Genomic DNA, 26,162 nt, shown 5'->3' on the forward strand with positions numbered 1-26,162 from the left:
CCCCTTAAAGCGAGCGCCGTTCAACAGATTGGCGCTTCATGCTCGGTTTCTTCCGTCGGATCATCAATTCGCGCGTCGGCGTGATCGTTTCGGGCCTTGTCCTGGGCATCATCGCGCTGGCGTTCGCGCTCGGCGACATCACTGGCCTCAGGAGCACCGGCATCACCGGCAGCTCTGTCGCGAGCGTCGGCGGCGAGAAAGTGAGCGAGCAGGAACTCACCGAGCGTTCGCAAAGCGAGCTTCGCGCCGCGCAGCAGAACAACCCGGGCGTCGACATGGCGCAGTTCGTCAACGCCGGCGGCGTCGACAGCGTCCTGAACCGGATCGTCAACGGACTGGCGCTGGCCGAATATGGCAAGCAGCAGGGCATGGTGGTGAGCCGTGCGCTGGTGGGCAGCGAGCTGCGCAACATTCCGGCGCTGCAAGGGCCGACGGGCAAGTTCGACCAGGCGATCTACGAGCAGGTGCTGGCGCGCAACCGGCTGACCGATGCGCAGGTGCAGGGCGACATCGCGCGCGAGACGATGGTGCAGTTCCTCGTCCGCCCGCAGCTTGGCGCGAGCCAGGTTCCGGCGTCACTCGCCCTCCCCTATGCCTCGCTGCTGCTGGAGCGGCGCGCCGGCGATGTCGCGATGATCCCGTCGACCGGCGTCGGATCGGGCGCTGCGCCGACCGAGAAGGAACTGCAGGAATGGTACGGCCGCAACACGGCGCGCTATTCGGTGCCCGAGCGGCGCGTGATGCGCTACGCGATCGTCACGCCCGAGGCGGTGAAGGCGCGCGCGACGCCGACCGATGCGGACATCGCCAAGGCCTATAACGGCGACAAGGCACGCTGGGCAGCGCGGCAGACCCGCACCGTCTCGCTCGTCACCGTGCTCGACCAGAATGCGGCCAATGCGCTAGCGGCCAAAGTGCGCGGCGGCGCGTCCGTGGGCGACGCAGCACGTGCGGCGGGCCTCGAGGCACGCAAGCTGGAAGGGCAGGATAAGGGCGCACTGACGCAGGCGACCTCGACCGCGGTGGCGGACGCAGCATTCGCGGCAGCCACCGGCGGCGTGATCGGGCCGGTGCGCGGGCCGATCGGCTTCGTCGTCGGCAAGGTGGACGGCGTGGCGCAGGTGCCCGGCAAGTCGCTGGCCGAAGCGCGCGGCACGCTGGTCGAGGAACTGACCAAGTCGAAGACGGCGGAAGCGCTGAACGGCATCCGCGAGGCGCTGGAAGGCGCGATCGGCGACAATGCGAACTTCTCCGAACTGGTCGCGGACCAGAAGCTGAACGCGGCGACCACGCCGCCGCTGACGGCGGCCGGCACCGACCCCGCAAACCCCGCCTACAAGCCCGATCCGGCGCTGGCGCCGATCCTGTCGGCGGGCTTCCAATCCGAGGAAGGCGACGATCCGCAGGTGGTACAGACCGGCCCCGACGGCAGCTTCGCCCTCGTCGCGCTCGACCGCGTGGTCCGCGCCGCCCCCCGCCCCTTCGCACAGGTGCGCGACCAGGTGATCGTGGACGTCGCCGACGACCGCGCGCGCCGCGCCGCCCGCGCTGCGGCCACCAAGGTGCTGGCGGCGGTGAACGGCGGCAAGACTCTGCAGCAGGCGCTGTCCGAAGCGAAGGTGGTCGGCGGCGAGGTCGACCGGGTGGTGGCCGCACGCGCGCAGATCAATGCCGATCCGCGCGGGCCGAACCCGGTGCTGGCGCTGCTGTTCAGCATGAAGGGCGGCACCGCCAAGATGCTTGAATCGCCCGACGGCAAGGGCTGGCTGATCGTGAAGCTCAACCAGATCTCGCCGGGTGACGCCGCGAAGGTGCCGCCGGTCGTCGCCTCCACGCGGCAGGACCTGGGCCGCTTCGTCGGTGCCGAATATGCGCAGCAGTTCACCGAGGCGGTGAAGGCGAAGCTGAAGGTGACGCGCAATCCGGAAGCGATCGCCAAGGTGAAGGCGGCGCTGAACGGCCAGGGTGGCTCCAATCCGTAAGCCGGCCGAAGCCCTGGCGGCGGGGCAGCCGGCGCTCGTCTGGCGGCGCCGGATCGCCGACACCGAGACGCCGGTTGCCGCTGCGCTGAAGCTGATCGAGCCGGGGCGCGGCGACTTCCTGCTCGAATCGGTCGAAGGCGGCGCGGTGCGCGGGCGGCACAGCCTGATCGGCCTTGCCCCCGACTTGGTCTTTCGTGCCGAGGGCAATCAGGCGGCGATCAATCGCCACTGGCTGACGGATCGTTCGGCGTTCGAGCCCTGCACCGCGCCGACGCTCGACGCGCTGCGCGCGCTGGTCGCCTCGTGCCGGATGGAGGTGCCCGACGAGCTGCCGCGCGCGCTCGCCTGCCTCGTCGGCTATTTCGGCTATGAGACGATCGGGCTGGTCGAGAAGCTGCCGCCGCGCGAGGTGGACGCGCTTGGTCTTCCCGACATGATGTTCGTTCGGCCGACGGTGATCCTGGTGTTCGACCGGCTGGCCGACGCGCTGTTCCTCGTCGCGCCGGTGTGGCCGGACGAAGCACGCGATACCGCGGCGATCGTCGCAGAGGCGGAGGAGCGGCTGGATGCGGCCGAGGCGAGGCTCGCGGCCGGCACGCTGCCGCCGCGGGCGCAGGGCGAGCCGGGCGAGATCGCGCTGACGCCGACCTTGCCCGAGGGCCGCTATGCCGAGATGGTGCGCCGGGCGAAGGATTATATCGTCGCGGGCGACATCTTTCAGGTGGTGCTGGCGCAGCGCTTCACCGCGCCCTTCAGGCTGCCGCCGTTCGAGCTGTACCGCGCGCTGCGGCGGATCAACCCCTCGCCCTTCCTCTATCATCTGGACCTGCCGGGCTTCGCGCTGACGGGATCGAGCCCCGAGATCCTGGTGCGGGTGCGTGACGGCGAAGTCACGATCCGCCCGATCGCCGGCACGCGGCCGCGGGGCAAGACGGCAAGCGAGGATGAGGCGAACCGGGCCAGCCTGCTCGCCGATCCCAAGGAGCGCGCCGAGCATCTGATGCTGCTCGATCTGGGGCGCAACGACGTCGGCCGCGTCTCCGAAGCGGGATCGGTGAGCGTCACCGACAGCTACACGGTCGAATTCTACAGCCACGTCATGCACATCGTGTCGAATGTGGTGGGGCGGCTGGACTCGAAGCATGACGCGATCGACGCGCTGTTCGCCGGCTTCCCGGCAGGCACCGTCAGCGGCGCGCCCAAGGTGCGCGCGTGCCAGATCATCGCCGAGCTGGAGCAGGAGAAGCGCGGCGCGTACGCTGGCGGCGTCGGCTATTTCTCCCCCGACGGTTCGATGGATTCGTGCATCGTGCTGCGCACCGCGGTGGTGAAGGACGGGCAGATCCACGTCCAGGCCGGCGCTGGCATCGTCGCCGATAGCGACCCGGCGTACGAGCAACGCGAATGCGAGGCGAAGGCGGGCGCGTTGCTGGCGGCGGCGCGCGAGGCGATCGCACAGGCAAGCGCGGGCGGATTCGGGCAGTAATCTGCCACGTCTGACGGTCAGCTTCCGTTCGACAGCAATGGATCACCGAGTGCGTCGACCACGCCGCCGATAAGGTTCGCGTCCAGCAGCGATGGTCGCGTGCGGCGCGCTGCGGCGATTCGCGAGAGCCACGCCGCGTCTCGCGCGGCGGCGGCACGGGTGAGCGCGACCGCTTCATCCGGCTCGACGATCGCGAAGCGTAGCGGCGCGCCCGGCGGCAATTGGGCGATACGATCGATGTCCGGTTCGATTACCACCGCGATCCGGGGATAGCCGCCGGTCGTCTGGTGATCGGCCGTCAGCAGGCTGACCCGGCCTGCCCCGTCCACCTGTAGCGCGCCGCGCACCGCCGGTTCGCTCGGCATGTCGATCCGCGTCGGCGGCAACAGCGGACCATCCAGCACCATGCCCATGCGATCGAACCGCGCGCTCGCCGCAAAGGGCTGCGCCGCCAGTGTGGCCAGCACAGCGTCGTCGAAATAGCGCTGCTGCGGGCCGAGCAGGACACGTGCAATGGTGATAGGCTGGGCCTCCGGCGACGGAATCGCGGCGGCGGTAAGGTCGGCCGCCGCGTCGGCGATGGCCAGCACGTCGCCCTCAGCAATCCGGCCACCGCCGAGACCGGCGATCAGGTGCGTGGCGGCACTGCCGAGCCAGCGCGGCCGACCGATCCGGCCGGCGACGGCGAGATAACCCCAATTGCCCCCGTGCTGGCGGATCCGGCAGCGCATCCCAGGCTTGAGGGTCGCGACGCACCAGTCGCCGATCTCCGCTCCGTCGATCGCTGCCGATGCAGCGCCCGTCAGCGCGATCGAGACCGGCGCTTCCTCGCACACCATTGTGAGGCCGCCGAGCGACAGTTCGATAGCAGCTCCATCCGCCTCCGCCCCGATCGCGGCAAGCGCGCCAGCGAAGGCGCGGCGATCGACAGGGCCGGACGGCGGCACACCGAAGCGCCGCCAACCGGGGCGGCCGCGATCCTGCACGCTCGTGAGCGGCCCCGCCGCCTCCACGCGCAGCCGCCCAGCCGTCATGTCGCCGCGCTCCGGGTGAAGCGAACGCGGTCTCCAGGCTCGAAGCGGAACGGCTTGTCGGCCGTCGCATCGAGCACGCGTAGCGGCGTGCGGCCGATCACCCACCAGCCGGTGGGCATCGGCAAGGTGGTGATGAGGCATTGCGGCCCGGCGATCATGACGCTGCCGACCGGATGCCCGCGCACCGCCGCTTCCTTGCGCGGCAGGTGTAGCGGCCCCGGCACGCCGCCGAGATAAGCGTAGCCGGGCGCGAAGCCGTACATGAAGACGCGGTAGTCGCCGGCCAGATGCGCCGCGACTACGGCCTCTGGCGACATCCCCAGGCGATCGGCCACTTCGGCGAGATCCGGCCCGTCATCGCCGCCGTAGCGGACCGGCACCTCATGTGTCGCGGCATCGGCGAAGCCGGCGGGGGCGTCAGCCGCAAGCGGCGCGACATGGCGCTCGATGACGGCGTGATCGGTCACCAGCGGATCGAACACGAGCAGCAGGCTGGTATAGGCCGGCACCGTCTCCGTCAGCCCGCGCGGCGGCGCTGCTGTAAGAGCGTGATCCAGCGCGACCACGCGGGCGAAGATCGCCTCGTCGATGCCGCCGCCGAAATCCACCAGCAGCGCCCCCGCGCCCGCGGGACGGAACACCGGACCCGTCATGCCGGATCTGGTACCGCTTGCGTAACCATCTGCTTGCCTCCACACCCGCAGCAGAACACTCCCCGGGAGAGAGACATAATGCGCACCATCGCCTTTGCGACCCTTCTGCTTGCCAGTGCAACCGCGATCGCCGCGACGCCTGCCGCCACCCCATCCGCCGAAATCAAGGCGGCGATTGCCGACGGGCAGCGCAGCGCCGCCAACCGCGCGCGTGACCAATATCGCCATCCCGCCGAAACGCTTGCCTTCTTCGGCGTGAAGCCGACCGACACGGTGGTGGAATTCAGCCCAGGCGGCGGCTGGTACACCGAGATCCTCGCGCCGCTGGTGAACGGCAAGGGCAGCTATGTCGCGCTGGTTCCGGCGCGCGGCGTCGAGGGCGCGCAGAAGATGCTGGCAGCGAAGCAGGCATGGTTCGGCACCACGAGTGTGGCGACGCTGGATCCCGCCGCTGGCACCAGCACGGTGCCCGCCGGCAGCGCCGACGTGGTGCTGACGTTCCGCAACGTCCACAACCTGCTGATGAACGACGATCCGAAGGCGGCGGCCGGCGCCTTTGCCGCCTTCTTCACCGCGCTGAAGCCGGGCGGCACGTTGGGCGTCGTCGATCACCGCCTGCCGGAGGACATGGACACCGCGCTCGAGAAGAAGAGCGGCTATATCAAGCGCTCGACGGTCGTCCGGCTGGCCGAGGCGGCGGGGTTCAAGCTGGCCGGGGAGAGCCAGGTGAATGCGAACCCGAAGGACACGCATGATCATCCGGGCGGCGTGTGGACGCTGCCGCCGACGCTGACGCTGAAGGATCAGGACCGCGCCAAGTACACCGCGATCGGCGAAAGCGATCGCTTCACCCTGAAGTTCGTGAAGCCGAACTGAGTCGATCGGCTCGCTGCGCGTCATCCGCCCAGGGCGGCCGGGTGACGCCGCGGCGGCGTCAGCCGAGCTTGTCGACCTTTTCCTGAAGCTTCGCGAGTTCCGCCTTCAGCGCGGCGATCTTGTCATCCTTGCTGGCGGCAGGAGCCGGCGACGCGGGCTGGTTCTGCGGCTTGAACGCGCTGGTCGCCGCCTCGAACATCGCCATGTTGCGCTTCGCCATCTCGGCGAACGGCGAGCCCGCGAAGGCACCTTCCACGGCGGATTTGAACTGCGCCTGATTGCGGCGGAAGCTCTCCATCGATTCCTCGAGGTACCCCGGCACCATCGCCTGCATCGAATCGCCGTACATCGCGATCAGCTGGCGGAGGAAATTCACCGGCAGCATCGGCGTTGCGCCGCGACCTTCCTCTTCCATGATGATCTGCGTCAGAACATTGTGCGTAATATCCTCATCGGTCTTCGCATCGACGACCTTGAACTCGCGGCCCTGGCGCGTCATCGCGGCAAGGTGATCGAGCGTGATGTAGGACGAGCTTTCAGTGTTGTAGAGCCGGCGATTCGCGTATTTCTTGATGACGACCAAGCCATCGGCGTCGTGCTGCTTCTTCATCGCGGGCCCCCGCTTTTATGATGGTTTCGAGGGCTACATCATCTCTTGCGGCGCCGCAACATGGCCCGCGCCCGCTGCCGCTCTTCTTGGAGATGCTGCGCAGCGAAACCGCAACATCAGCGGAGCGGCAGGCAAGGGCGCTGGCGGGGCTGCGCCGCTATCAGGAGGCGCCGCGGGTGCGCCGCACCATGGCGCCCGTGAAGCGGCGACAGGGCCGCGCGCGGCTGCGTGATTATGGCGGCAGCGGGCGGCCGGTGCTGATCGTGCCGTCGCTGATCAACCCGCCCTTCATCCTCGATCTGATGCCGGAACGCTCGCTGGTGCGCTGGCTCGCGACACAGGGATTTCGCGTGTGGCTGCTCGACTGGGGGGAGCCAGCGCCCGCCGATCGGGCGCAGAGCGTCACCGGTCATATCGAGCAATTGCTGCTGCCGTTGCTGCGGCGCTTCCACGTGCCGCCGATCCTCGTCGGCTACTGCCTGGGCGGGACGATGAGCCTTGCCGCGGCTGCGAGCGGCCTCACGGCCGGCGTCGCGACGATTGCTGCGCCGTGGCATTTCGATGGTTACGGCGACGCGGCCCGCGCACACATGGCGGCGTTATGGTCCGCCGCCGAGCCCGGCTGCGCGCAGCTGGGCCTCGTGCCCATCGAAGTGCTGCAGGCCGGGTTCTGGAAGCTGGATCCCGCGCGCACGATCGCCAAGTACGAAGCGTTTGCCGACATGTCCGGCGATGCCGCCGCGATGTTCGTCGCGATGGAGGACTGGGCCAACGCCGGGGCACCGCTCACCTATGCTGCGGGGGCGGAATTGTTCGAGCGGATGCTGGTTGCGGACCTGCCCGGGCGCGGCGCGTGGAAGGTGGCGGGTGTGACGGTCGACCCGCTTGCCCTGCCCTGTCCGGCGACCGAGTTCGTGTCGCTGGGCGACCGGATCGTGCCGGCCGCGACCGCCATCGGCCTGCCCGACCGGCGCGACCTCGGCGCGGGGCACGTCGGCATGGTGGTCGGCAGCCGCGCCCGCGCGCAGCTGTGGGAGCCGCTGCGCGACTGGCTAGGCGGGATCTAGACCCAGACCCGGGCGAACCGCCGGCCGAGGCCGGTGAGAAGCTCGTATTGCGATTCGCCCGATGGCGAGGCGGCGCTTGGCAGATCGGGATCGAACGCGAGCCAATCCCCTTCCGCGACATCCACGCCGGTCACGTCCACCGCGGTCAGATCCATCGACACGCGGCCGACCACCGGGAGCGCCCGATCGCCGACAAAGGCGGTGCCGCGGCTGGAGAAGGCCCGGCGATAGCCGTCGGCGTAGCCAAGATTGACGACTGCCACCTCCCGATCCTCGGGCGCGGTCCAGGTGGCATTGTACCCGACCTTGCTGCCAGCCGGCACGCGGCGGCGTTGCAGTACCTCGGCTTCGATCGTCACCACCGGGCGGATCACGCCGGCCAGCTCTGCCCGCGGCACGCCGCCGTAAAGCGCGAGGCCCGGGCGGGTCAGGTCGAAGGCATAGTCCGTGCCCAGCGCCACGCCGGCGGAGTTAGCGAGACTGAGCCGGCGGGCGTTCGCGCGGTCAGCGATGCCGGTGAAGACCGCGCGCTGCTCGGCGTTCATCGCCGAATCCTCGTCGGCGCACGCAAGGTGGCTGATCAGCGTCTCCACCGTCAGGCCGTCCAGCAGGCCGGCGGCAATGTCAGCCGGCGCCACGCCCAGCCGGTTCATCCCCGTATCCACCATCACGTCGCAGTCGCCGCCGCCTGCCTCTCGCCAGCGCTGCACCTGCTCGGGCGAGTTGAGCACCGGGCGCGCGACACCGGCCAGCGGCAGATCCGCGGCGCGCACGCCGTGGAGGACAGACAGCGAAACGCCGAGATCCCCCAGCGCCACTGCCTCGGCCCAACTGGCGACGAAGAAGTCGCGGCACCCTGCCCCTGCCAGCCGCTGCACCACCTCGCGCGCGCCGAGGCCGTACCCGTCCGCCTTCACCGCCGCGCCGCAGGCGGCGCTGCCGCTCAGCCGTGCCAGGGCGCGCCAGTTATCGGCAAGGGCGGAACCATCGAGACGCAAACGACTGGGAGCATTCATGCGCGCGGCGTTAGCGCCGCCAGCGCGATCATGCCACCGTGGCGCGCCCATCCGCATCGTCGCGCAGCCAGATCACGCACACGATCAGCGCGACGAGCGTGATGCCCCAAGTGTACCACAGGCCGGCGAACGGATTACCGGTGCGCGCCACGATATACTGGCTGATGAAGGGCAGGAATCCGCCGAAGTAACCGGTGCCGAGGTGATACGGGATCGAGAGCGAGGAATAGCGGATCTCGGGCGGGAACATCTCCGCCAGCGCCGCCGCCACCGGGCCATAGGTGATGCCGGATAGGCCAGTGATCGCCAGGATCGCGAGCAGGATCAGCGCGACGTTGCCCGCCCCCGGCACGACCTTCGTCAAGTCATAGCCGGCAGCGGTGAGCGCCCGGTCGATCGCTTCGGGCGAGCGATCCGCGATCGGCTGCGCGCCGATCGTCAGGCTCGTCTCGGGCGCCTGCGCTGTGGTGTACGGCACGCCCTTCTTGGACAGCACGTCGAGCAGCTGGCCGCACTCCGTCTTCTGTTTGGCGGCGAAGGGGCTGTAGGTGCAATCCGGCCCGGCGACGACCACCGGCGATACCTCGCCGGCTCGGGCCAGCCCCGGGTTGGCAGCTGCTGCGATCAGCCAGAAGATCGGGAACAGCAGGACGAGCGTCAGGGCGTAGCCGATCACGATCGGCTTCTTGCGCCCGATCCGATCCGACAGGCGGCCGAAATAGACGAACCAGAACAGCCCCATCAGCGCGCCCGCGCCGGACAGAAGCTGCGCCGTCGTCTCCTCCACCTGCATCGTCGTCTGCAGGAAGGAGAGGACGCTGAACATCGAGGTGTACCAGATCACCGTCAGACCGGCGGCGATGCCGATCATCGCTACGAACATGCGCTTCAGATTGCCGGGATAGGTGAAGCTGCGCTTGACCGGGTTCGCCACCGTCTCGCCTGCCGCGCGCATCTGCTTAAACACCGGGCTTTCGGACAGCTTCACGCGCATCCACAGCGAGATGACGAGCAGCACGATCGAGAACAGGAACGGCGTGCGCCAGCCCCAAGCGCCCCAGGCATCGGCGGGGATGATCGCCTTGAAGCCGAGCACCACCGCAAGGCTGAGGACGAAGCCGCCAGCGACGCCCGCCTGGATGAAGCTGGTGTAGAAGCCGCTTTTGCCCGGCGGCGAGTGCTCCGCCACATAGACCGCGGCGCCGCCATATTCGCCGCCCAGCGCCAGCCCCTGCGCGATGCGAAGCAGGATGACGATGATCGGCGCGGCCATGCCGATCGCCTCGTAAGAGGGAACGAGGCCGACGCCGGCAGTCGCCACGCCCATCAGCGCGATCGTGACGAGGAAGGTGTATTTGCGCCCCAGCCGATCGCCGAGGTAGCCGAACACGACGGCGCCGAGCGGGCGGAAGCCGAACCCGACCGCGAACCCCGCCCAGGCGAGCAACGCCTGCACCATCTCGTTCCCGGCGGGGAAGAAGGTGCGCCCGATCACGCCCGACGCAGCAAGCGTGCCGTAGATGAAGAAATCATACCATTCGAAGACAGTGCCGAGCGCCGAGGCGGAAATGACCAGCCGTACGTCGCTGGGCGCGGGTTCCTGCGAATCGTGTGTCGGCGCAATCGTCGCCATGTCGGCCCCTCCCCTTATGTTGCTCGTCTAGCGCAACGGGAGGGGCCGGCAAGCATCAGTCCTTGAGGCTGGCGGGGACGAGGCCGCCGTTCTTCTCCAGCTCTCGCATCACGGCCTTGTGCAGCCAGATGTTCATTTCCGCCGAACCGTCCTTGGCGCCGGTATAACCAAGCTCGGTCGCCAGCTCCTTGCGGTTGTCGAGGCTGGAATCGATGCCGAGCAGCTTCATCAGGTCGACGATCGAGGTGCGCCAGTTAAGCGCAGGGCCGCTATGCTTGGCGGCAAGATCGCTCAGCACCTTTTCGACGTCGACCGGCCCGGCGGCGGGTGCAGGCGTTGCCGCGGGCGGCGGCGTGGCGGGGGCTGAGGGCTGAGGTGTCGGCGTCGCTTGCGGGGCCGCTTGCGGCGCGGGAGCGGGCTTGCCGGAGAACTGGCCACCAAGGGGGCCGCGATCGCCGAAGATCGCCTTCTTGATCGAGCCGAAGATACTCATGTGCTCACTCCTGTCGTTTCACTGCGACAGGAACGCGGCGGGCGGGGGATGGTGCCTCGCCCGCAGCGCAGGATCACCCGATGGCAAGGATCTCGATCGCATCCTCGCGGCCGTTGAAGGCGACGAGGTCACCTTCGCAGGCGCCGATCATGGCGCGGGCGAGCGGCGCGGAGAATGCGATGAGCCCCGCCGCAGGATCAGCCTCGTCGTCGCCGACGATCCTCAGTTCCTGCTCCTTGCCGTTCAGGCGGAACCGCACACGGCTGCCGAAGGCGATCTCGTCCGCCGGCGGCGCAGGCGCGAGGATCGCGGTGGCCCGCCGCGTTTTCCAGTAGCGCAGCTGGCGCGCGATATCCTCGCGGCCAAGCTCGTCGGCGGCGGGAAGCGCCGCCTCCAGCGCCGCAATCCGCTCGTCGATCAGCGCGCGGCCCCGCTCGGTGACGAGATTGGGCCCAGACGGCAGTGGCAGCTCGAAGCGCGGTTCCTTGTGTTCTTCATCGCTCTCGCGGCGGAAGGCGACGCTCATGACTGGCCTTGGGACGTCTTGATGATCGCGGAGAAATCGAGGTTGCCGTGCTCGGCGGCGAATGCCTCGTACAACTCGGTCGCGCGGGCGCCGAGCGGCAGGTTCGCGCCCGCCTCGGCGGCAGCGGCCATGGCGAGGCGCAGGTCCTTCAGCATCAGCGCGGCAGCGAACCCGCCCTGATAATCGCGGTCGGCGGGGCTTTCCGGCCCGACGCCGGGCAGCGGGCAATAGCTGGTCATCGACCAGCTCTGGCCGGTCGCCTTGCTGGAGATGTCGTAGAACACCTGCGGATCGAGCCCGAGCTTCTCGGCAAGCGCGAAGCCTTCGCAGGTCGCGATCATCGTGCCGGCGAGGATCAGGTTGTTGCACATCTTCACCGCCTGGCCCGCGCCGCTGGCACCAGCGTGGATCACGGCCTTGCCCATGTCCTCGAGGAACGGCTGCGCCGCGGCGAAGCCGGCCTCCGAGCCGCCGACCATGAAGGTGAGCGTCCCGCCATTGGCGGCGGCAATCCCGCCCGATACCGGCGCGTCGACCGCTTCCAGACCGCGGCCCTGCGCATCACTGGCAAGCTGCCGCGCGGTGGCGACGTCGATCGTCGAGCAATCGATCAGGATCGCGCCGGGCGCGGCCTTGCCGAAGACGGCGTCGGCGTAAACCTGTGCGACATGCTTGCCGGCGGGAAGCATGGTGATGATCGCTTCCGCGCCCTCCACCGCTTCCGCCGCGCCCGCGACGGGCAGGCAGCCGGCCTTCTTCGCGCGATCGAGCGCCTCGGCGTTCAGGTCGAAGGCGCGTACGTCATGCCCCGCCTTGGCGAGGTTCGCGGCCATGCCCCCGCCCATGTTGCCCAGACCGATGAAAGCGACGCGTGCCATGCCAAACTCTCCTAATCTTCAACTTTCCCTCCCGTCCGCGGGAGGGATCGGGGGAGGCCGTGCCGGTCCGCGACAATGCCGCGGACGGGCTCTCCCCTAACTCCTCCCGCCAGCGGGAGGGGAACGTGACTCACCGGCCCTTCCAGACGCCTGGGCGCTTCTCGATGAAGGCGGCCATGCCCTCGGCCTTGTCCTCGGTCGCGGTCAGGATCTGGAACAGGCGACGCTCGGTCAGGATGCCCTGCGCGAGGTTCGTCTCGAACGCGGTGTTGACCATTTCCTTGTTCACCATCGCGGCCATCGGCGGCATCGAGGCAATGAGCGCGGCGGTCTTCAACGTTTCTTCAAGCAGCGAGGCGAGCGGCACGACCTTGGCGACGAGGCCCGAGTGCTCCGCTTCGGCCGCATCCATCATCCGGCCGGTGAGGCACATTTCCATCGCCTTGGCCTTGCCGATCGCGCGGGTCAGCCGCTGCGAGCCGCCCATGCCGGGTGCCACGCCAAGCTTGATCTCCGGCTGGCCGAACTTCGCGGTGTCGGCGGCGTAGATGAAGTCAGCCATCATCGCGAGCTCGCAGCCACCGCCCAGCGCGAAGCCGTTGACTGCCGCGATCCACGGCTTGCGCGTGGCGACGACGCCGGTCTGCCAGCCGGCAAAGAAGTCCTGCAGGAAGAAATCGGCCGCCGCCATGTCGGCCATCTGCTTGATGTCCGCGCCGGCAGCGAACGCCTTTTCGCCGGACCCGGTGAGGACGAGGCAACGCTGGCTTTCGTCCTTGTCATAGGCACCGAACGCCGCCGACAGGTCGGCGAGGACGTCGCTGTTCAGCGCATTCAGCGACTGCGGGCGATTGAGCGTGACGAGCGTGACGGCACCGCGCTGCTCAACGAGGATATTGGCATATTCGGTCATCGTTCTCTCCCCATCCCTCGCCGCGGCACTGCCGGCGGCGAGAGGTTCATTGGTCAGTCGTGCGGCGTCCATGCCTCGGCGTCGGGCAGCGGCGCGAAGATCTGGTCGATCACGTGATCGCTGACGCCCTCGGGCGTCGCCGGTTCCCATTTGGGCGCATTGTCCTTGTCGACGATCACCGCGCGGACGCCTTCGAGAAAGTCGTGGCGCTGCACAACGCGCGCGCCGACGGCATATTCCTGGCGCATCTCGTCCGCAAAGCTCGCCATCCCCTTACCATCCTTCAGCAGCTTGAGGCTGACCTTCATCGTCTGCGGCGACTTGGTCTTGAGCGTCGCGAGCGTTGCCGCCGCGAACTCACCGCCATCCGCCTCAAGCGCGGCGTAGATTTCCTCGAGCTTGTCAGAGGCGAACAGCCGGTCGATCTCCGCGCGGTTGCCGAGCAGCGCCGCCTGCCCCGGCTCAGTGGACAGCGTATCCAGCGTCGCGGCGATCGCAGTGGGATCGGCAGCGATGCGGCGCTTCGCCTCCTCGACCTGCTCGGCCGGCAGGTAATGCGTGGCGAGGCCGAGCGCGAACGTCTCGGCACCGTCAAGGCGGTGGCCGGTCAGCGCGAGATATTGCCCCATCCGCCCCGGCAGGCGGGAGAGGTACCAGCCGCCACCAACATCCGGGAACAGGCCGATCCCGGTTTCGGGCATGGCGAACTTCGTGTTCTCGGTCGCCACGCGATAGCGGCACGGCTGCGAGATGCCGACGCCGCCGCCCATGGTGATGCCGTCCATGAAGGCGACCGTGTCCTTGGCGTAGGTGAACAGCCGGTGGTTCATGCGGTATTCGGTGTGGAAGAACTGGCGCGCCTCCGCGCCGTCCTTGGCGCCGCTGTCGGCCAGCATGCGAATATCACCGCCGGCGCAGAAGCCACGCCCCTCGGCATGATCGATGATGATCGCCCGGACCGCATCGTCAGCGCGCCAAGCCTCCAGCGCGTCGAGCACGGCGACGCACATCGCAGTGGTCAGCGCGTGGATCGCCTTCGGGCGGTTCAGCCGGATGCGGCTGATCGGGCCGTCGACAAGGGTCAGAACGTCACTGGTCATCCGCAAAATTCCCGAAACTTGTGCGCGTGAGAGAGAAGATAAGGACGTTCGTTTCGTTCGCGTTCCTATCTTCTCTCACACGAACCGCATGTTGGACAGTTACTGGCGCGTCAGTTCGCGGCCGACGATCATCCGCATCACCTGGTTGGTGCCTTCGAGGATCGAATGGACGCGCAGGTCGCGCCAGAAGCGCTCGATCGGGTAATCCATGAGGTAACCGTAGCCGCCGTGCAGCTGCAGCGCGCGATCGACCACCGAGGATCCGGTGTCGGTCGCCAGCCGCTTCGCCATCGCGGCGAAGCGCGTCTTGTCCGGTGCATTCGCGGTCACCTTGGCCGCGGCAACATAGAGCAGGTAGCGCGCGGCCTGAAGCTCGGTGTCCATGTCGGCGAGCGTGAACTGGGTGTTCTGGAAATCGGCGATGCGCTGGCCGAACTGCTGGCGATCCCTGGTGTAGGCGATCGCCTCGTCGAGGCAGCGCTGTGCCCCGCCGAGCGAGCAGGCGCCGATGTTCAGGCGGCCGCCGTCGAGGCCCATCATGGCGAAGCGGAAGCCCTCGCCTTCCTGCCCGACGCGGTTGGCCACCGGCACCTTCACGTTATCGAAAAGCACCTGCCGCGTGGGCTGCGCATGCCAACCCAGCTTTCGCTCGTTCGCGCCGAAGGAGACGCCCGGCATGTCCTTGTCGATGACGAGGCAGGAGATGCCCTTGGGCCCCTCCGCGCCCGTGCGCACCATGGTGACATAGACTTCATTCTCGCCCGCGCCGGAGATGAACTGCTTCGATCCGTTGACGATATAATGATCGCCCTCGAGCCGCGCGCTGGTCTTCAGCGCTGCCGCGTCGGACCCGGAGCCCGGCTCCGTCAGGCAATAGCTGGCCATCTTGTCCATGGTGACGAGGCTGGGGAGATAGCGGCCCTTCAGATCGTCCGAGCCGAAGCGGTCGATCATCCACGACGCCATGTTGTGGATCGAGATGAAGGCGCTGGTGGCGGGGCAGCCATAGGCCATCGCCTCCATGATCAGCGCTGCTTCCAGCCGGCCGAGATTGATCCCGCCGCTTTCCTCACTGACGTAGATCGCGGCGAAGCCTAGTTCCGCCGCAGCCTTGATCGTCTCGCGGGGGAAGATGTGCTTCTCGTCCCACTCTGCCGCGAACGGCGTGATCCGGTCCGCCGTGAAGCGCCGGGCGAGCTCCTGGATCTCGCGCTGGTCATCAGTGAGGTCGAATTGGTCAGTCATTCTATGGGCCCTAACGGAAGACGACGGTGCGCGCACCATTGGCCAGAACGCGCCGCTCGGCGATCCAGCGCACGGCGCGGGCAAGAACCTGCGCCTCGATATCGCGGCCGATCGCGATCAGCTCGTTCACCGTCGCGCGATGGTCGACGCGCTCGGCGGCCTGTTCGATGATCGGCCCCTCATCGAGGTCGGTGGTGACGAAATGGGCGGTGGCGCCGATCAGCTTCACGCCGCGAGCATGCGCCTGGTGATAGGGTTTCGCGCCCTTGAAGCTCGGCAGGAAGCTGTGATGGATGTTGACGCAGCGGCCCTCGACCGCGGCGACCAGCTCGGGCGAGAGAACCTGCATGTAGCGGGCGAGAACCAGCAGGTCCGCGCCGCTATCCTCCATCACGCGCAGCAGCGCCGCTTCCTGCTCGGCGCGATTGGCGGCCGATACCGGCAGATGATGGAACGGCACGTTATGCCATTCGGCAAGGCCGCGCAGCACCTCGTGATTGGAGACGACGGCGACCGGATCGATCGGCAGCGCGCCGATCGACCAGCGGTGGAGCAGATCGTTCAGGCAATGCGACGTGGTGGAACAGGCGATCACCACCTTGGGGCGATGATCCGCGGGCACCAACGTCCAGTCGAAGCCGAACTGATCGGCGACGTCGCTGAGGCGATCGCGCATGTCGGGCCCGGTGAACACCAGCCGCATGAAGAAGCGGTCAGTGTCGAGATCGGCATATTGCTGGCTGTCGAGGATGAAGCCGCCGGCCTCCGCCAGACGCCCGGTCACCGCGGCGACGATGCCGCGGCGGTCGTGGCAGGAGAAGGTGAGAATCCAGCTCGGCTCGGCGGCGGCCGTTTCGGGAAGGGCGGATGGGATCATGGAAGTGTCAGGCATTGCAGCGCGTGTAGCGAAGCCTTTCGCCATCGACCACGCGGACGAGCACGCGGCCGCCCTCCTCCAGCACCAGGCCGGTTTCCTCGCGCCACTCCTGCCCCTCGCCGGTGAAGGCCAGGGTGGCGCGAAACTCGGCCGGAGACACGCCCTCCAGCCGCGCGATTGTGGCGCGCGATTCGTAGAAGGTCAGGCGATCGGGGGCGACCGTCATCAGGCCCTTGTTGTCGCCCTTTCTTGAGGTGCAGTCCGCTGGCACGAGGCCCCAGCGCCCGACGAAGGCTGGCGGCAGGCGCACTTCTGCGATCGCCGCCGGTGCCGGCGCCGCAAGGGGCTGCCCCCCTGCGCCGCCCATCACTGCTGCGGTGCTCGGGCTGCTGGGCAAGGCACGGCCGATGACCGCCACCTCCTCCGACTCCTCGGGCACGCGGCACGCCGTCACCCCGACGAGCGCGGCGACAACCGTCAGCTTTCGAACCATGCGATCGATCAGCCCATCGTCGGGATGACGAACGCGTCCTGGTTCCGGCTGGGCCCGCCATCCTCGCTGCCGCGCGGCAGATCGCCGCCCGACAAGCCGCTGCCGTCCGGCCAGCGCTGCGTGATCGTCTTCACCTTCGTCCAGAACTTCACGCCTTCCATGCCGTGCTGGTTGGTGTCGCCGAACGCCGAGCGCTTCCAGCCGCCGAAGGTGTGATAGGCGACCGGCACCGGGATCGGCACGTTGATGCCCACCATGCCGACGTTGACGCGCGCGGCGAATTCACGCGCGGCATGGCCGTTGCGGGTGAAGATCGCGACGCCATTGCCGTATTGATGCTCGCTCGGCAGGCGAAGCGCGGTCTCGAAATCGGGCGCGCGGACGATCTGCAGCACCGGGCCGAAAATCTCTTCCTTGTAGCTCTGCATGTCGGGCGTGACATGGTCGAACAGCGATGGGCCGATGAAGAAGCCCTCCTCATGCCCCTGTAGCTTGAAGCCGCGGCCATCGACAACCAGTTCCGCGCCCTCGTCGACGCCGGTCTGGATCCAGTTCTCGACGCGCTGCTTGTGCGCGGCGTTCACGACCGGGCCGTAATGCGCCTCCGCATCGGTGGAGACGCCGACGCGCAACGCCTCGATCGCCGGCAGCAGCTTCTCGCGCAGCGCCACCGCGGTCTTCTCCCCGACCGGCACGACGACGGGAAGCGCCATGCAACGCTCGCCAGCGGAACCGAAAGCGGCGCCCGACAGATCCGCCACCACCTGATCGAGATCGGCGTCCGGCATGACGATGCCGTGGTTCTTCGCACCGCCCATCGCCTGGACACGCTTTCCGGCCGCGACGCCGCGATTGTAGACGTAATGCGCGATGTCACTGCTGCCGACGAAGCTGACCGCAGCGATCGCCGGGTGATCCAGGATCGCGTCGACCATTTCCTTGTCGCCATGGACGACCTGGAAGATCCCCTCGGGCATCCCCGCCTCGCGCATCAGCTCGGCGAGGCGCACCGGCACCGACGGATCACGCTCCGACGGCTTCAGGATGAAGGCGTTGCCGCAGGCCGTCGCCACCGCGCCCATCCACAAGGGGATCATCGCGGGGAAGTTGAACGGGGTGATGCCAGCACCGATGCCAACCGGCTGGCGCATCGAATAGACGTCAATGCCGGGGCCGGCGCCCTGGGTATATTCGCCCTTCAGCACGTGCGGGATGCCGCAGGCGAATTCGACGACCTCGAGCCCGCGCTGAATATCACCCTTGGAATCGGCGATGACCTTGCCGTGTTCGGACGAGAGGAGATGCGCGAGCTCATCCATGTTCGCTTCGACCAGCGCCTTGAACGCGAACATCACGCGGGCGCGGCGCTGCGGATTGGTCGCCGCCCAGGCCGGCTGTGCCGCCTGCGCCGCTGCCACTGCGCGATCGAGATCGGCCTGGGTGCCGAGCGTGACGCGTGCCTGGACCCGCCCGGTGTTGGGATCGAACACGTCCGCGGTGCGCGCCCCGGCACCGCCAGTTCCGACGATATGATGATCGATCACGCGCATGTTCACTCTCCGGATTAGTTGCGCGGCTTGTACGCTCATGGTGTTTCTGCACACAAGGGCGCGAATTCGCAGCGTGGAGGTGCAATTTTGCACGCGCCGCGCATTCGTGCGAGGACCGCCGCATCATGCAGAACTGGGACGACCTGCGCATCTTCCTGGCCGTCGCCCATGCCGGCCGGGTGGCGGCGGCCGCGCGCGCACTCGGCATCGACACCACCACCGTCGGCCGGCGGCTGCAGCGGCTGGAAGCGGCGATCGGCCAGCCCCTGTTCGAATCCGTCGCTGGCGAGCGGCGGCTGAGCGATGCGGGGCAGAAATTGCTCGATCACGCCGAGACGATCCATGCGGCCATCCTTTCCGCCTCGGAAGGCGAGCGCGGCGGCGGGGTCGCCGGGCATGTGCGGCTCAGCGTGGCGGAGGGGCTGGCAACGCACGTGCTGGCGCCGCGGCTAAGCGACTTCCAGGCCGCCCACCCGCTGATCCGGCTGGACCTCATCACCGCCTCGGGCTTCCTCGATCCGTCGAAGCGCGAGGCTGACATTGCGGTGATGCTAGCCCGTCCGCGCAACCGGCAGCTGATCGCCACCCGCCTCACCGATTATCGCCTGCGGCTCTATGCCGCGCCTGCGCATCTGGCGCAGCACGGCACGCCGGCAACCGCGGAGGCCCTGAAGCAGCACGTGCTGATCGGCTACGTGCCGGAGCATATCCACGCGCCGGAGCTCGATTATCTGTCCGAGGTGCATGACGGGCTGGTCGCTCGGCTGCGATCGACCAGCATCAACGTGCAGCATGCGATGGTCCGCTCCGGCGCGGGGATCGGCATCCTTCCCGATTTCGTCGCGACGAAGGACCCGGCACTGGTGCCGGTGCTGCCCGAAATGGTGCTGACGCGTGCCTTCTGGCTCGTCACCCATGCCGACGGCCATGCCGCGCCGCGGGTGCAGGCGGTGACCCGCTGGCTGCGCGACGCAACGGCCTCCAATGTGTGACCGTTGCCCATGGATGGGCGCACGACCATGATGACGCGCCGAGGAAGGTGACCGATGACCGACAGGCGAGAGCCGCCGCTGGAAGACCTGCCGCCCGGGGTGCCCGATCCCGATGGTCCGCCGCAGTTCGTCGATGCGCCCGAGCGTGATCCCGGCCGCGGACACCTGATCTTCGTCGCCCTCGCGCTGGCGCTGATGGTGGTCGCCTGGTGGGGGCTATAGCGCGGATGGCTACAGGCAGGGCGCGCTAGGCCGGCACGCGATCGCGCACCACTTGCGGCAGGATCGCGTCGAGCAGCAGCATGCCCTGTTCCGTGACGCACAGCCGGTCGCCGTCACGCTGGATGAAGCCGGCAAGCCGCGCGACGGCGCCCTCGTCGATCACCTCGTCGATCCGCGCGCCGGCGAGCTTGGCAACGCGAGCAAGATCGACGCCCTCGCGCAGTCGCAGCCCCATCAGCAATGCCTCAGACGCCTGGGTTGCTGGCGCCAGCGGCTCTTCCAGCTCCAGCCCGTGGCCGTTGCGATCGACCGCGGCGAGCCAGTTCTCCGGCTTCTTGCGCCGCACCGTCGCAAGGCCGCCGCGCCGCCCGTGGGCGCCGGGGCCGACGCCGGCATATTCCCAATAGCGCCAGTAGGCGAGGTTGTGCCGGCTCTCCGCGCCGGGCCGTGCATGGTTGCTGATCTCATAGGCCGGGATGCCGGCCGCCGCGGTCATCGCGCGGGTCGCCTCGAACAGGTCGGCGGCCGCGTCTCCATCGGGGATGGTGAGGCGCCCGGCTGCGGCCTCGGTATGGAAGCGCGTGCCGGGCTCGATCGTCAGCTGGTAAAGCGAGAGATGCTCGGTGCCGAAGCCGATCGCGCGGGCAAGCTCCGCCTCCCAGGCTGGCAGCGTCTGGCCCGGGCGTGCATAGATGATGTCGAAGCTGACGCGCGGGAATACCGCCTGCGCCACGTCCAGCGCGGCCAGCCCCTCGCGCACGTCATGCGCGCGGCCGAGAAAGGCGAGCGCTTCATCCTCCAGTGCCTGGAGGCCGAGCGACACGCGATTGACGCCGGCCGCCGCAAGATCGGCGAAATTGGCGGCCTCCACCGACGAGGGGTTCGCTTCCAGCGTGATCTCGATCCCCGGCTCGAACCCCCAATGCTGTTCCGCCGCCTCGAGCAGCGCCGCGACGGTTGCGGGCGGCATCAGCGAGGGGGTGCCACCGCCGAAGAAGATCGAGCCGAGCCGCTTGCCCGGCAGCATCCGCGCCTCATGCGCCAGATCGGCCAGCAGCGAATCGCGCCAGCGTTGCTGGTCCACCCCGTCGCGCACGTGGCTGTTGAAGTCACAATAAGGGCATTTGGAGACGCAGAACGGCCAGTGGATGTACAGCGCCAGAGGATTGTCGGAGACCATGGTGGCGCCGATATGGTCGCAATGACGCTCCGACGCCACCTCGCCGCCGCGCTTGCCCTCCTGATCGCCGCTTGCACCCCCGGGACGGGCGATGCGCCCCAGCGGGTGGTGGAACGCCGCACGTCGGAGGCGCCGGCACCGCGCGGGGCGGAGCTGCTGCGCACCACCATGCTGGCCGGGCACAACAAGGCCCGCGCCGAAGCCAGTCTGCCGCCGCTGGTGTGGGATGAGCGGCTGGTCGCCTCCGCCCGCGCCTATGCGCAGGAGATGGCCCGCACCCGCCGCTTCGCCCACGCCGCCCAGCCGCATGGCCCGACGCGCGAAGGCGAGAACCTGTGGACGGGCACGCGCGACGCGTACCGCTACCGCGAGATGATCGGGCACTGGCTGGCCGAGAAGCGCGATTTCGTGAACAATGTGACGCCCACCTTCAGCCGCACCGGCCGCTGGCAGGACGTCGCGCATTACACCCAGATCATGTGGCGCGACACCCAACGCCTCGGCTGCGCCACCGCCTCCAATGCTGGCGAAGACTATCTGGTGTGCCGCTACAGCCCGGCGGGGAATGTGGTGGGCGAGCGGGCGTATTGAGGGAGTTCTCCGTCGGCGTGGAGCGGACGTTCAACTGACGCCCGGTTATCGTCGTCAGAGGGGCTGACGACCATAACGGAAAGAGCTCATTCCAAGTCGGCTGCTGCTCCACCTGTCATTGGAGCAGGCTTCGGACCAGAAGGCGCTGGCTCAGGTTCAAGGCCGCCTTCGTCACGATATCCATGCCGTCTTGGTAACGGCATACCCAGACGGTTGTGCAACTCTATTAGGAGCGCTTTCTCTTCCGCAGTAGGAGGAGGCGGGCCGACAAGATCTTTTACTGGCATCGCGGGCCTCGCTCACTAGCTAGAATGTAGCCGTAGCACACATGGCTGCCGGCGGCCCAACGTCTGCTTTTCGCAATTCGGGACCGAACGCCGCCATTCCCCTCCCCTCCCATCTCTAGACGTCGCGCGCTCACCCTCAGGGGTTTTTAGCCGGCCATGCGCTGCGATCAGAAGATAGCCGCGACCAGCTGGCGGAAAGCGTCGGCGCGGTGGCTGATGGTGTGCTTTACGGCCTGATCCATCTCGCCGAACGTCTCGTCGCGGCCGTTGGGCAGGAACATCGGATCATAGCCGAAGCCCTTGTCGCCGCGCGGCGGCCAGACGAGCGTGCCGTCGACCCGGCCCTCGAACCATTCGACATGGCCGTCCGGCCAGGCGAGCGCCAGCGCGCAGACGAAATGCGCGTCGCGCGACGCGCCCTCGATCGCGGCGACCTTCGCGTGGACGCGGCGCATCGCCTCGCCGAAATCCTTGCCCTCGCCGGCCCAGCGCGCGGAGAAGATGCCGGGATCGCCATCCAGCGCATCGACGCACAGGCCGCTGTCGTCGGCGAGCGCAGGGAAACCGGAGAGGTCCGCCGCCGCGCGCGCCTTCAGTTCGGCATTGGCAACGAAGGTGGTGCCGGTCTCTTCCGGCTCCGGCAAACCGAGGTCCTTGGCGGAGACGACATCCAGCCCGTGGCCGGCAAGCAGCTCGGCGATTTCGCGCACCTTGCCCGGATTGTGGCTGGCGATCACCAGCTTGCCGGGCAGGAGCCTGCGCAGCGCCTGGGGGGTGTCGCCCTCGCCGCTCACTGACCGACGGCCTTGGCTTGCGCCGCGAAGATTTCCGCGCAGCCGATCCGCGCCAGGCGCAGCAGGCGAAGCAGCGATTCCTCGTCATAGGTCGCGTTCTCGGCGGTCGCCTGCGCTTCGGCGATGTTGCCGTTTTCCAGCAGCACGAAATTGCCGTCCGCGTCGGCGTTCGAATCCTCGATATAGTCGAGGTCGAGCACCGGCTGGCCCTGGTAGATGCCGCAGCTGACCGCGGCGACCTTCTGGCTGATCGGATCCTTCTCGATCTTGCCGTCGGCGATGAGGCTGTTCACTGCCAGGCGAAGCGCGACCCACGCGCCCGAGATCGCAGCCGTGCGCGTGCCGCCATCGGCCTGGATCACGTCGCAATCGAGCGTGATCTGCCGCTCGCCAAGCGCGGTCATGTCCGTCACGGCGCGCAGGCTGCGGCCGATCAGGCGCTGGATCTCCTGGGTGCGGCCCGACTGCTTGCCCTTTGCCGCCTCGCGGCTGCCGCGGGTGTGCGTCGCGCGGGGCAGCATGCCGTATTCCGCCGTCACCCAGCCCTGGCCCTTGCCGCGCAGGAACGGCGGCACGCGTTCCTCGACGCTGGCGGTGACGAGCACGCGGGTGTCGCCGAAGCCGATCAGCACCGATCCTTCCGCATGGCGGGTGAAATGGGGCTCGATGGTGATGGTGCGCATCTGATCTGGCGCACGGCCGCTGGGACGCATGATTGGGCAACTCCGCAAGGCCGTTCGGGTTGCGCCCTGATCCAGCCGCCCCGATGATCGGGATGCGGCCGGGCGACAGATCGCAGGCGAACGGCGGTGATTTGCGCGGCGCGTAGCCGCTCAAAGATTGCCGCGCCAGTATCAACACCCTAGATTTTGTGCGTGACTGCCTCGCCCCCCATCACCGAGCTTTCCGACCGGGCGCGCGACATCTTCCGCCGCGTGGTCGACGGCTATCTCGCCAACGGCCAACCCGTGGGATCGAAGACGCTGGCGCAGGCCGGCCTGAACCTCTCGCCCGCCTCGATCCGCAGCGTGCTGGCGCAGCTGGAGGACGTCGGCCTCCTCGCCTCCCCGCATACCTCCGCTGGCCGCATGCCGACCGAGCTTGGCCTGCGGCTTTTCGTCGACGGCATGATGCAGGCGCTGGAGCCGTCGGCCGAGGAACGCGCGACGATCGAATCGCGCGCTGGCCGCGGCGGCCCGGTCGAGGAAGCGCTGGCGGCGACCACCGCGGCGCTATCCGGGCTTTCCGCATGCGCCGGCCTCGTCATGGTGCCAAAGCGCGAGCAGGTGCTGCGCTCGATCGGCTTCGTGCCGCTATCGCATGCCCAGGCGCTGGCGGTGCTGGTCAGCGAGGACGGCGCGGTGGAGAATCGCGTGATCGACCTGCCGCCCGGCGTCGGCGCTTCGGCGCTGATCGAGGCGGGCAATTTCATGTCCGCGACGCTTTCCGGCCTGACGCTGACGGCGGCGCGCGCGCGGATCGAGCGTGAGCTGGCGCAGGATCGCGCCGCGGTCGACGCGGCGGCGCGCGCGCTGATCGAGCGCGGCCTTGCCGTATGGAGCGAGGATGGCGACCGGCGCCCGGTGCTGATCGTGCGTGGCCAGGGGCGGTTGCTCGACGACGCCGCCACGGCCGATCTCGATCGCATCCGCGAGTTGCTCGACGACCTGGACGGCAAGCAGGAGATCGCCGCGCTGCTCGATTCGGCCCGCGCGGGAGACGCCACACGCATCTTCATTGGCGCGGAGAACAAGCTTTTCGCCCTCTCCGGCTCGTCGGTGATCGCCAAGCCCTTTCATGGCAGCGATGGCCGGGTGGTCGGCGTGGTGGGCGTGATCGGCCCCACGCGGTTGAACTACGCGCGCGTCGTGCCCATGGTGGATTTCACGGCCGCAACGCTCGCCCGGCTGATGGGTTGAGCCGCCAGTAAGACAGGGAAACGATGACTGATACCGAAGCGAACACCCCCGGAACCGACAACGGCGAGGATCTGCGCGAGGAAACCGCCGCTACCGCGCCCGAGGTTGCCGAGCATGATCGCGTGGCCGAGCTGGAAAACCAGCTTGCCGAGGCGAAGCAGCAGACCTTGTATGCGCAGGCCGAGATCCAGAACGTGCGCCGCCGCGCCGAAAAGGACGCCGCGGATGCGCGCGCTTATGCCGCCACTTCGTTCGCGCGTGACGTGCTGAGCGTGAACGACAATCTGGAGCGCGCGCTCGCCGCCATCCCCGCCGAGCTGCGCGAGGACGAGAAGCTGAAGGGCCTCGTCACCGGGCTGGAGGCGACCGGGCGCGAACTGGTCAACGTATTCCAGCGCAACGGCCTGACCCGCATCGAGGCGATGGGCCAGCCGCTCGACCCCAATCGTCACCAGGCGATGCTGGAAGTCCCGTCCGATGCGGAGCCGGGCACGATCGTGCAGGAAATGCAGTCCGGCTGGATGATCCGCGATCGCCTGCTGCGCCCAGCATTGGTGGGCGTGGCGAAGAAGCCTGACTGATCGAGATGTGCTCTCCCCACGCCTGCCGGGCTGGGGAGAGGTTTCAGCCGGCCCGCGCGAACCAGATGGTATGCGTGGGCCCCTTGCCGTTTTCCCGCGCGCGCACCTTCACTTCGTCCACCGCGAAGCCGGCGAGCTTCAGCCGCCGCGTGAAGGCCGCATCCGCCCCTGCCGACCAGACCGCGAGCACCCCGCCGGGGCGAAGCGCCGCACAGGCCCGGTCCAGACCGCGCGCCGAATAGAGGCCGTCATTCGCCTCCCGCGTTAGGCCATCGGGGCCATTGTCCACATCGAGCAGGATCGCGTCGTAGGCGCCCCGCCCTTCGGCGATCACCGCGCCGACATCCGCGATCCGCAAGTCGACACGGGGATCGTCGAGGCAGCCGGCGGCGAGTTCCTGCATCGGCCCGCGTGCCCATTCGATCACGCCCGGCACCAGCTCCGCCACCGTCACGCGCGCGTCGGGCCCAAGCTTCGCCAGCACGGCGCGGAGTGTGAACCCCATGCCATAGCCGCCGATCAGGAGATGCGGCGCGGGCGCGCGAAGCCGCTCGAGCGTCATCGTACCGAGCGCCACTTCCGAGCCGCTCATCCGGCTGCTCATCAGTTCGTTGCGATCGAGCATGATGATGAAGTCGCGGCCGTGGCGGACGAGGCGGAGCGGCGGGCCGCCCGGCACCTCGGCCACGCCCACCACTTCGCGTGGGATCACTTCTTGCGGGCCTTGCGCGCCGCATAGCGCGCATCGCGCGCGGCCTTCAGTGCCGCCGCATCGAGCAGCGGTTTCTTGGGCTTGGCCGCCTCGGCCTTCGCGGCCTCTTCCGCCGCCTTCGCCGCGGCACGGGCCGCCTTGGCTTCCTCGATCTCGCGCTGGCGCGCCGCGCGGCGTTCTGCTGCAGCGGCCTCCCGTGCTGCCTGCGCCGCCTGACGCGCGGCGATCATGGCCGGATCGGGCTCCGGCTTGTTGCGCAACTTCTCGATCGCGGCCTGCTTGGCCGCACGCGCCGCCTCGGCGCGATCATTGAACGTCGGTGTCTTGTAGCCTGCCATGAGAATCCATTTGATGACGGTGGCCGGAGTGACCACCCTGAGCCGACGTGTAGCACAAAGCGCGCCGTTGCGCTGCAACGAACCCGTGCGCGCCGAAAAGGCGCCGCCTGCACC

The 26,162-nt window shown here is 68.5% G+C and carries 28 protein-coding genes; 9 read left to right on the plus strand and 19 right to left on the minus strand.

The window, feature by feature from the left end:
* Positions 1-38: 38 nt before the first annotated feature.
* Positions 39-1,982, plus strand: a complete 1,944-nt coding sequence (locus ACH0AE_RS08590) for a peptidylprolyl isomerase (protein ID WP_294442450.1) — start codon at positions 39-41, stop codon at positions 1,980-1,982.
* Positions 1,966-3,468 carry an anthranilate synthase component I gene (gene trpE, locus ACH0AE_RS08595; RefSeq protein WP_294442451.1) on the plus strand — a complete coding sequence of 501 codons (1,503 nt, stop codon included), beginning with the start codon at positions 1,966-1,968 and terminating at the stop codon, positions 3,466-3,468. The genes ACH0AE_RS08590 and trpE overlap by 17 nt, the downstream gene beginning before the upstream one ends.
* A gap of 17 nt (positions 3,469-3,485) precedes the next feature.
* Here the strand turns inward: trpE and ACH0AE_RS08600 are convergent, their stop codons facing one another.
* On the minus strand, positions 3,486-4,502 hold the full coding sequence (locus ACH0AE_RS08600; RefSeq protein WP_294442452.1) for a biotin-dependent carboxyltransferase family protein: 1,017 nt from the start codon (positions 4,500-4,502) through the stop codon (positions 3,486-3,488).
* Positions 4,499-5,155, minus strand: coding sequence for an allophanate hydrolase subunit 1 (locus ACH0AE_RS08605; RefSeq protein WP_406875651.1), 657 nt, complete (start codon positions 5,153-5,155; stop codon positions 4,499-4,501). Before ACH0AE_RS08605 ends, ACH0AE_RS08600 begins: the two co-directional genes overlap by 4 nt.
* Before the next feature lie 78 nt (positions 5,156-5,233).
* Between ACH0AE_RS08605 and ACH0AE_RS08610 the strand changes: the two genes are divergently transcribed.
* The gene (locus ACH0AE_RS08610; protein WP_294442454.1) at positions 5,234-6,031 is read left to right on the plus strand and encodes a class I SAM-dependent methyltransferase; all 798 of its coding nucleotides are present in this window, start codon (positions 5,234-5,236) and stop codon (positions 6,029-6,031) included.
* Positions 6,032-6,089: 58 nt separating this feature from the next.
* On the opposite strand, the gene phaR is transcribed toward ACH0AE_RS08610, so the two are convergent.
* Complete coding sequence (gene phaR / locus ACH0AE_RS08615) at positions 6,090-6,641, minus strand: polyhydroxyalkanoate synthesis repressor PhaR (RefSeq protein WP_406875652.1); 552 nt, start codon at positions 6,639-6,641, stop codon at positions 6,090-6,092.
* A 17-nt stretch (positions 6,642-6,658) separates the two neighbouring features.
* Between phaR and ACH0AE_RS08620 the strand changes: the two genes are divergently transcribed.
* Positions 6,659-7,708, plus strand: a complete 1,050-nt coding sequence (locus ACH0AE_RS08620) for an alpha/beta hydrolase (RefSeq protein ID WP_406875653.1) — start codon at positions 6,659-6,661, stop codon at positions 7,706-7,708.
* On the opposite strand, the gene alr is transcribed toward ACH0AE_RS08620, so the two are convergent.
* From alr to ACH0AE_RS08675, 11 genes are all read right to left on the minus strand, one after another.
* A complete protein-coding gene (alr, locus tag ACH0AE_RS08625) occupies positions 7,705-8,724 on the minus strand; it encodes an alanine racemase (RefSeq protein WP_406875654.1) in 1,020 nt (339 codons plus the stop codon). The genes ACH0AE_RS08620 and alr overlap by 4 nt on opposite strands.
* Positions 8,725-8,752: 28 nt before the next feature.
* Positions 8,753-10,357, minus strand: a complete 1,605-nt coding sequence (locus ACH0AE_RS08630) for an MFS transporter (RefSeq protein ID WP_406875655.1) — start codon at positions 10,355-10,357, stop codon at positions 8,753-8,755.
* 55 nt (positions 10,358-10,412) lie between these two features.
* Positions 10,413-10,850: a DUF3597 domain-containing protein gene (locus ACH0AE_RS08635; RefSeq protein WP_294442459.1), complete on the minus strand. Its 438-nt coding sequence runs from the start codon at positions 10,848-10,850 to the stop codon at positions 10,413-10,415.
* A gap of 73 nt (positions 10,851-10,923) precedes the next feature.
* On the minus strand, positions 10,924-11,376 hold the full coding sequence (locus ACH0AE_RS08640; RefSeq protein ID WP_294442460.1) for a GreA/GreB family elongation factor: 453 nt from the start codon (positions 11,374-11,376) through the stop codon (positions 10,924-10,926).
* Positions 11,373-12,254, minus strand: a complete 882-nt coding sequence (gene mmsB, locus ACH0AE_RS08645) for a 3-hydroxyisobutyrate dehydrogenase (protein WP_294442461.1) — start codon at positions 12,252-12,254, stop codon at positions 11,373-11,375. The genes ACH0AE_RS08640 and mmsB overlap by 4 nt, the downstream gene beginning before the upstream one ends.
* A 130-nt stretch (positions 12,255-12,384) precedes the next feature.
* Entirely contained in the window at positions 12,385-13,167 is a 783-nt protein-coding gene (locus ACH0AE_RS08650) for an enoyl-CoA hydratase-related protein (protein ID WP_294442462.1), read from the minus strand.
* Between the two features lie 53 nt (positions 13,168-13,220).
* Positions 13,221-14,267, minus strand: a complete 1,047-nt coding sequence (locus ACH0AE_RS08655) for an enoyl-CoA hydratase/isomerase family protein (RefSeq protein WP_294442463.1) — start codon at positions 14,265-14,267, stop codon at positions 13,221-13,223.
* A gap of 99 nt (positions 14,268-14,366) precedes the next feature.
* Positions 14,367-15,512, minus strand: a complete 1,146-nt coding sequence (locus tag ACH0AE_RS08660) for an acyl-CoA dehydrogenase family protein (RefSeq protein WP_294442464.1) — start codon at positions 15,510-15,512, stop codon at positions 14,367-14,369.
* 10 nt (positions 15,513-15,522) lie between these two features.
* Positions 15,523-16,389, minus strand: coding sequence for a formyltetrahydrofolate deformylase (purU, locus tag ACH0AE_RS08665; protein WP_294442506.1), 867 nt, complete (start codon positions 16,387-16,389; stop codon positions 15,523-15,525).
* Positions 16,390-16,396: 7 nt separating this feature from the next.
* Positions 16,397-16,882 (minus strand): hypothetical protein, encoded by a 486-nt coding sequence (locus tag ACH0AE_RS08670; protein ID WP_294442465.1) that lies wholly within the window; start codon positions 16,880-16,882, stop codon positions 16,397-16,399.
* Positions 16,883-16,890: 8 nt separating this feature from the next.
* Positions 16,891-18,432, minus strand: a complete 1,542-nt coding sequence (locus ACH0AE_RS08675; protein WP_294442466.1) for a CoA-acylating methylmalonate-semialdehyde dehydrogenase — start codon at positions 18,430-18,432, stop codon at positions 16,891-16,893.
* 125 nt (positions 18,433-18,557) lie between these two features.
* Between ACH0AE_RS08675 and ACH0AE_RS08680 the strand changes: the two genes are divergently transcribed.
* Positions 18,558-19,424, plus strand: coding sequence for a LysR family transcriptional regulator (locus tag ACH0AE_RS08680; RefSeq protein ID WP_294442467.1), 867 nt, complete (start codon positions 18,558-18,560; stop codon positions 19,422-19,424).
* Positions 19,425-19,478: 54 nt separating this feature from the next.
* Positions 19,479-19,646 (plus strand): hypothetical protein, encoded by a 168-nt coding sequence (locus tag ACH0AE_RS08685; RefSeq protein WP_294442468.1) that lies wholly within the window; start codon positions 19,479-19,481, stop codon positions 19,644-19,646.
* Positions 19,647-19,671: 25 nt separating this feature from the next.
* Here the strand turns inward: ACH0AE_RS08685 and hemW are convergent, their stop codons facing one another.
* Entirely contained in the window at positions 19,672-20,826 is a 1,155-nt protein-coding gene (gene hemW, locus ACH0AE_RS08690; protein ID WP_294442507.1) for a radical SAM family heme chaperone HemW, read from the minus strand.
* A gap of 21 nt (positions 20,827-20,847) precedes the next feature.
* Here hemW and ACH0AE_RS08695 point away from each other — a divergent pair, with 21 nt between their 5' ends.
* On the plus strand, positions 20,848-21,417 hold the full coding sequence (locus ACH0AE_RS08695; RefSeq protein WP_365927622.1) for a CAP domain-containing protein: 570 nt from the start codon (positions 20,848-20,850) through the stop codon (positions 21,415-21,417).
* A gap of 454 nt (positions 21,418-21,871) precedes the next feature.
* Here ACH0AE_RS08695 and rdgB read toward each other — a convergent pair whose 3' ends face one another.
* Both rdgB and rph read right to left on the minus strand, forming a co-directional pair.
* The gene (gene rdgB, locus ACH0AE_RS08700) at positions 21,872-22,498 is read right to left on the minus strand and encodes an RdgB/HAM1 family non-canonical purine NTP pyrophosphatase (RefSeq protein ID WP_294442471.1); all 627 of its coding nucleotides are present in this window, start codon (positions 22,496-22,498) and stop codon (positions 21,872-21,874) included.
* Positions 22,495-23,211: a ribonuclease PH gene (rph, locus tag ACH0AE_RS08705; protein WP_294442472.1), complete on the minus strand. Its 717-nt coding sequence runs from the start codon at positions 23,209-23,211 to the stop codon at positions 22,495-22,497. The genes rdgB and rph overlap by 4 nt, the downstream gene beginning before the upstream one ends.
* 162 nt (positions 23,212-23,373) lie before the next feature.
* On the opposite strand from rph, the gene hrcA reads away from it, so the two are divergent.
* Both hrcA and grpE read left to right on the plus strand, forming a co-directional pair.
* The gene (gene hrcA, locus ACH0AE_RS08710) at positions 23,374-24,417 is read left to right on the plus strand and encodes a heat-inducible transcriptional repressor HrcA (RefSeq protein WP_294442473.1); all 1,044 of its coding nucleotides are present in this window, start codon (positions 23,374-23,376) and stop codon (positions 24,415-24,417) included.
* 23 nt (positions 24,418-24,440) lie between these two features.
* On the plus strand, positions 24,441-24,998 hold the full coding sequence (gene grpE, locus ACH0AE_RS08715; RefSeq protein ID WP_294442474.1) for a nucleotide exchange factor GrpE: 558 nt from the start codon (positions 24,441-24,443) through the stop codon (positions 24,996-24,998).
* 43 nt (positions 24,999-25,041) lie between these two features.
* Here the strand turns inward: grpE and ACH0AE_RS08720 are convergent, their stop codons facing one another.
* The gene (locus ACH0AE_RS08720) at positions 25,042-25,710 is read right to left on the minus strand and encodes a spermidine synthase (protein ID WP_294442475.1); all 669 of its coding nucleotides are present in this window, start codon (positions 25,708-25,710) and stop codon (positions 25,042-25,044) included.
* A complete protein-coding gene (locus ACH0AE_RS08725) occupies positions 25,707-26,048 on the minus strand; it encodes a DUF6481 family protein (protein WP_294442476.1) in 342 nt (113 codons plus the stop codon). The genes ACH0AE_RS08720 and ACH0AE_RS08725 overlap by 4 nt, the downstream gene beginning before the upstream one ends.
* Between the last annotated feature and the right edge of the window lie 114 nt (positions 26,049-26,162).

The sequence above is a fragment of the Sphingomonas sp. 179-A 2A2 NHS genome (assembly GCF_045371305.1).
In the GTDB taxonomy this organism is placed as follows: domain Bacteria; phylum Pseudomonadota; class Alphaproteobacteria; order Sphingomonadales; family Sphingomonadaceae; genus Sphingomonas.

What these genes read in the sequence shown, in the direction of transcription:
- ACH0AE_RS08660 (WP_294442464.1), bottom strand. Translation starts at nt 15,512, where the DNA reads ATGACTGACCAATTCGACCTCACTGATGACCAGCGCGAGATCCAGGAG.
- phaR (WP_406875652.1), bottom strand. Translation starts at nt 6,641, where the DNA reads ATGAAGAAGCAGCACGACGCCGATGGCTTGGTCGTCATCAAGAAATAC.
- ACH0AE_RS08670 (WP_294442465.1), bottom strand. Translation starts at nt 16,882, where the DNA reads ATGGTTCGAAAGCTGACGGTTGTCGCCGCGCTCGTCGGGGTGACGGCG.
- ACH0AE_RS08675 (WP_294442466.1), bottom strand. Translation starts at nt 18,432, where the DNA reads ATGCGCGTGATCGATCATCATATCGTCGGAACTGGCGGTGCCGGGGCG.
- ACH0AE_RS08600 (WP_294442452.1), bottom strand. Translation starts at nt 4,502, where the DNA reads ATGACGGCTGGGCGGCTGCGCGTGGAGGCGGCGGGGCCGCTCACGAGC.
- ACH0AE_RS08635 (WP_294442459.1), bottom strand. Translation starts at nt 10,850, where the DNA reads ATGAGTATCTTCGGCTCGATCAAGAAGGCGATCTTCGGCGATCGCGGC.
- ACH0AE_RS08605 (WP_406875651.1), bottom strand. Translation starts at nt 5,155, where the DNA reads ATGACGGGTCCGGTGTTCCGTCCCGCGGGCGCGGGGGCGCTGCTGGTG.
- ACH0AE_RS08650 (WP_294442462.1), bottom strand. Translation starts at nt 13,167, where the DNA reads ATGACCGAATATGCCAATATCCTCGTTGAGCAGCGCGGTGCCGTCACG.
- mmsB (WP_294442461.1), bottom strand. Translation starts at nt 12,254, where the DNA reads ATGGCACGCGTCGCTTTCATCGGTCTGGGCAACATGGGCGGGGGCATG.
- alr (WP_406875654.1), bottom strand. Translation starts at nt 8,724, where the DNA reads ATGAATGCTCCCAGTCGTTTGCGTCTCGATGGTTCCGCCCTTGCCGAT.
- ACH0AE_RS08610 (WP_294442454.1), top strand. Translation starts at nt 5,234, where the DNA reads ATGCGCACCATCGCCTTTGCGACCCTTCTGCTTGCCAGTGCAACCGCG.
- ACH0AE_RS08725 (WP_294442476.1), bottom strand. Translation starts at nt 26,048, where the DNA reads ATGGCAGGCTACAAGACACCGACGTTCAATGATCGCGCCGAGGCGGCG.
- purU (WP_294442506.1), bottom strand. Translation starts at nt 16,389, where the DNA reads ATGATCCCATCCGCCCTTCCCGAAACGGCCGCCGCCGAGCCGAGCTGG.
- ACH0AE_RS08655 (WP_294442463.1), bottom strand. Translation starts at nt 14,267, where the DNA reads ATGACCAGTGACGTTCTGACCCTTGTCGACGGCCCGATCAGCCGCATC.
- hemW (WP_294442507.1), bottom strand. Translation starts at nt 20,826, where the DNA reads ATGGTCTCCGACAATCCTCTGGCGCTGTACATCCACTGGCCGTTCTGC.
- ACH0AE_RS08620 (WP_406875653.1), top strand. Translation starts at nt 6,659, where the DNA reads ATGATGGTTTCGAGGGCTACATCATCTCTTGCGGCGCCGCAACATGGC.
- ACH0AE_RS08630 (WP_406875655.1), bottom strand. Translation starts at nt 10,357, where the DNA reads ATGGCGACGATTGCGCCGACACACGATTCGCAGGAACCCGCGCCCAGC.
- ACH0AE_RS08685 (WP_294442468.1), top strand. Translation starts at nt 19,479, where the DNA reads ATGACCGACAGGCGAGAGCCGCCGCTGGAAGACCTGCCGCCCGGGGTG.
- ACH0AE_RS08695 (WP_365927622.1), top strand. Translation starts at nt 20,848, where the DNA reads ATGACGCTCCGACGCCACCTCGCCGCCGCGCTTGCCCTCCTGATCGCC.
- grpE (WP_294442474.1), top strand. Translation starts at nt 24,441, where the DNA reads ATGACTGATACCGAAGCGAACACCCCCGGAACCGACAACGGCGAGGAT.
- ACH0AE_RS08590 (WP_294442450.1), top strand. Translation starts at nt 39, where the DNA reads ATGCTCGGTTTCTTCCGTCGGATCATCAATTCGCGCGTCGGCGTGATC.
- ACH0AE_RS08680 (WP_294442467.1), top strand. Translation starts at nt 18,558, where the DNA reads ATGCAGAACTGGGACGACCTGCGCATCTTCCTGGCCGTCGCCCATGCC.
- ACH0AE_RS08640 (WP_294442460.1), bottom strand. Translation starts at nt 11,376, where the DNA reads ATGAGCGTCGCCTTCCGCCGCGAGAGCGATGAAGAACACAAGGAACCG.
- rph (WP_294442472.1), bottom strand. Translation starts at nt 23,211, where the DNA reads ATGCGTCCCAGCGGCCGTGCGCCAGATCAGATGCGCACCATCACCATC.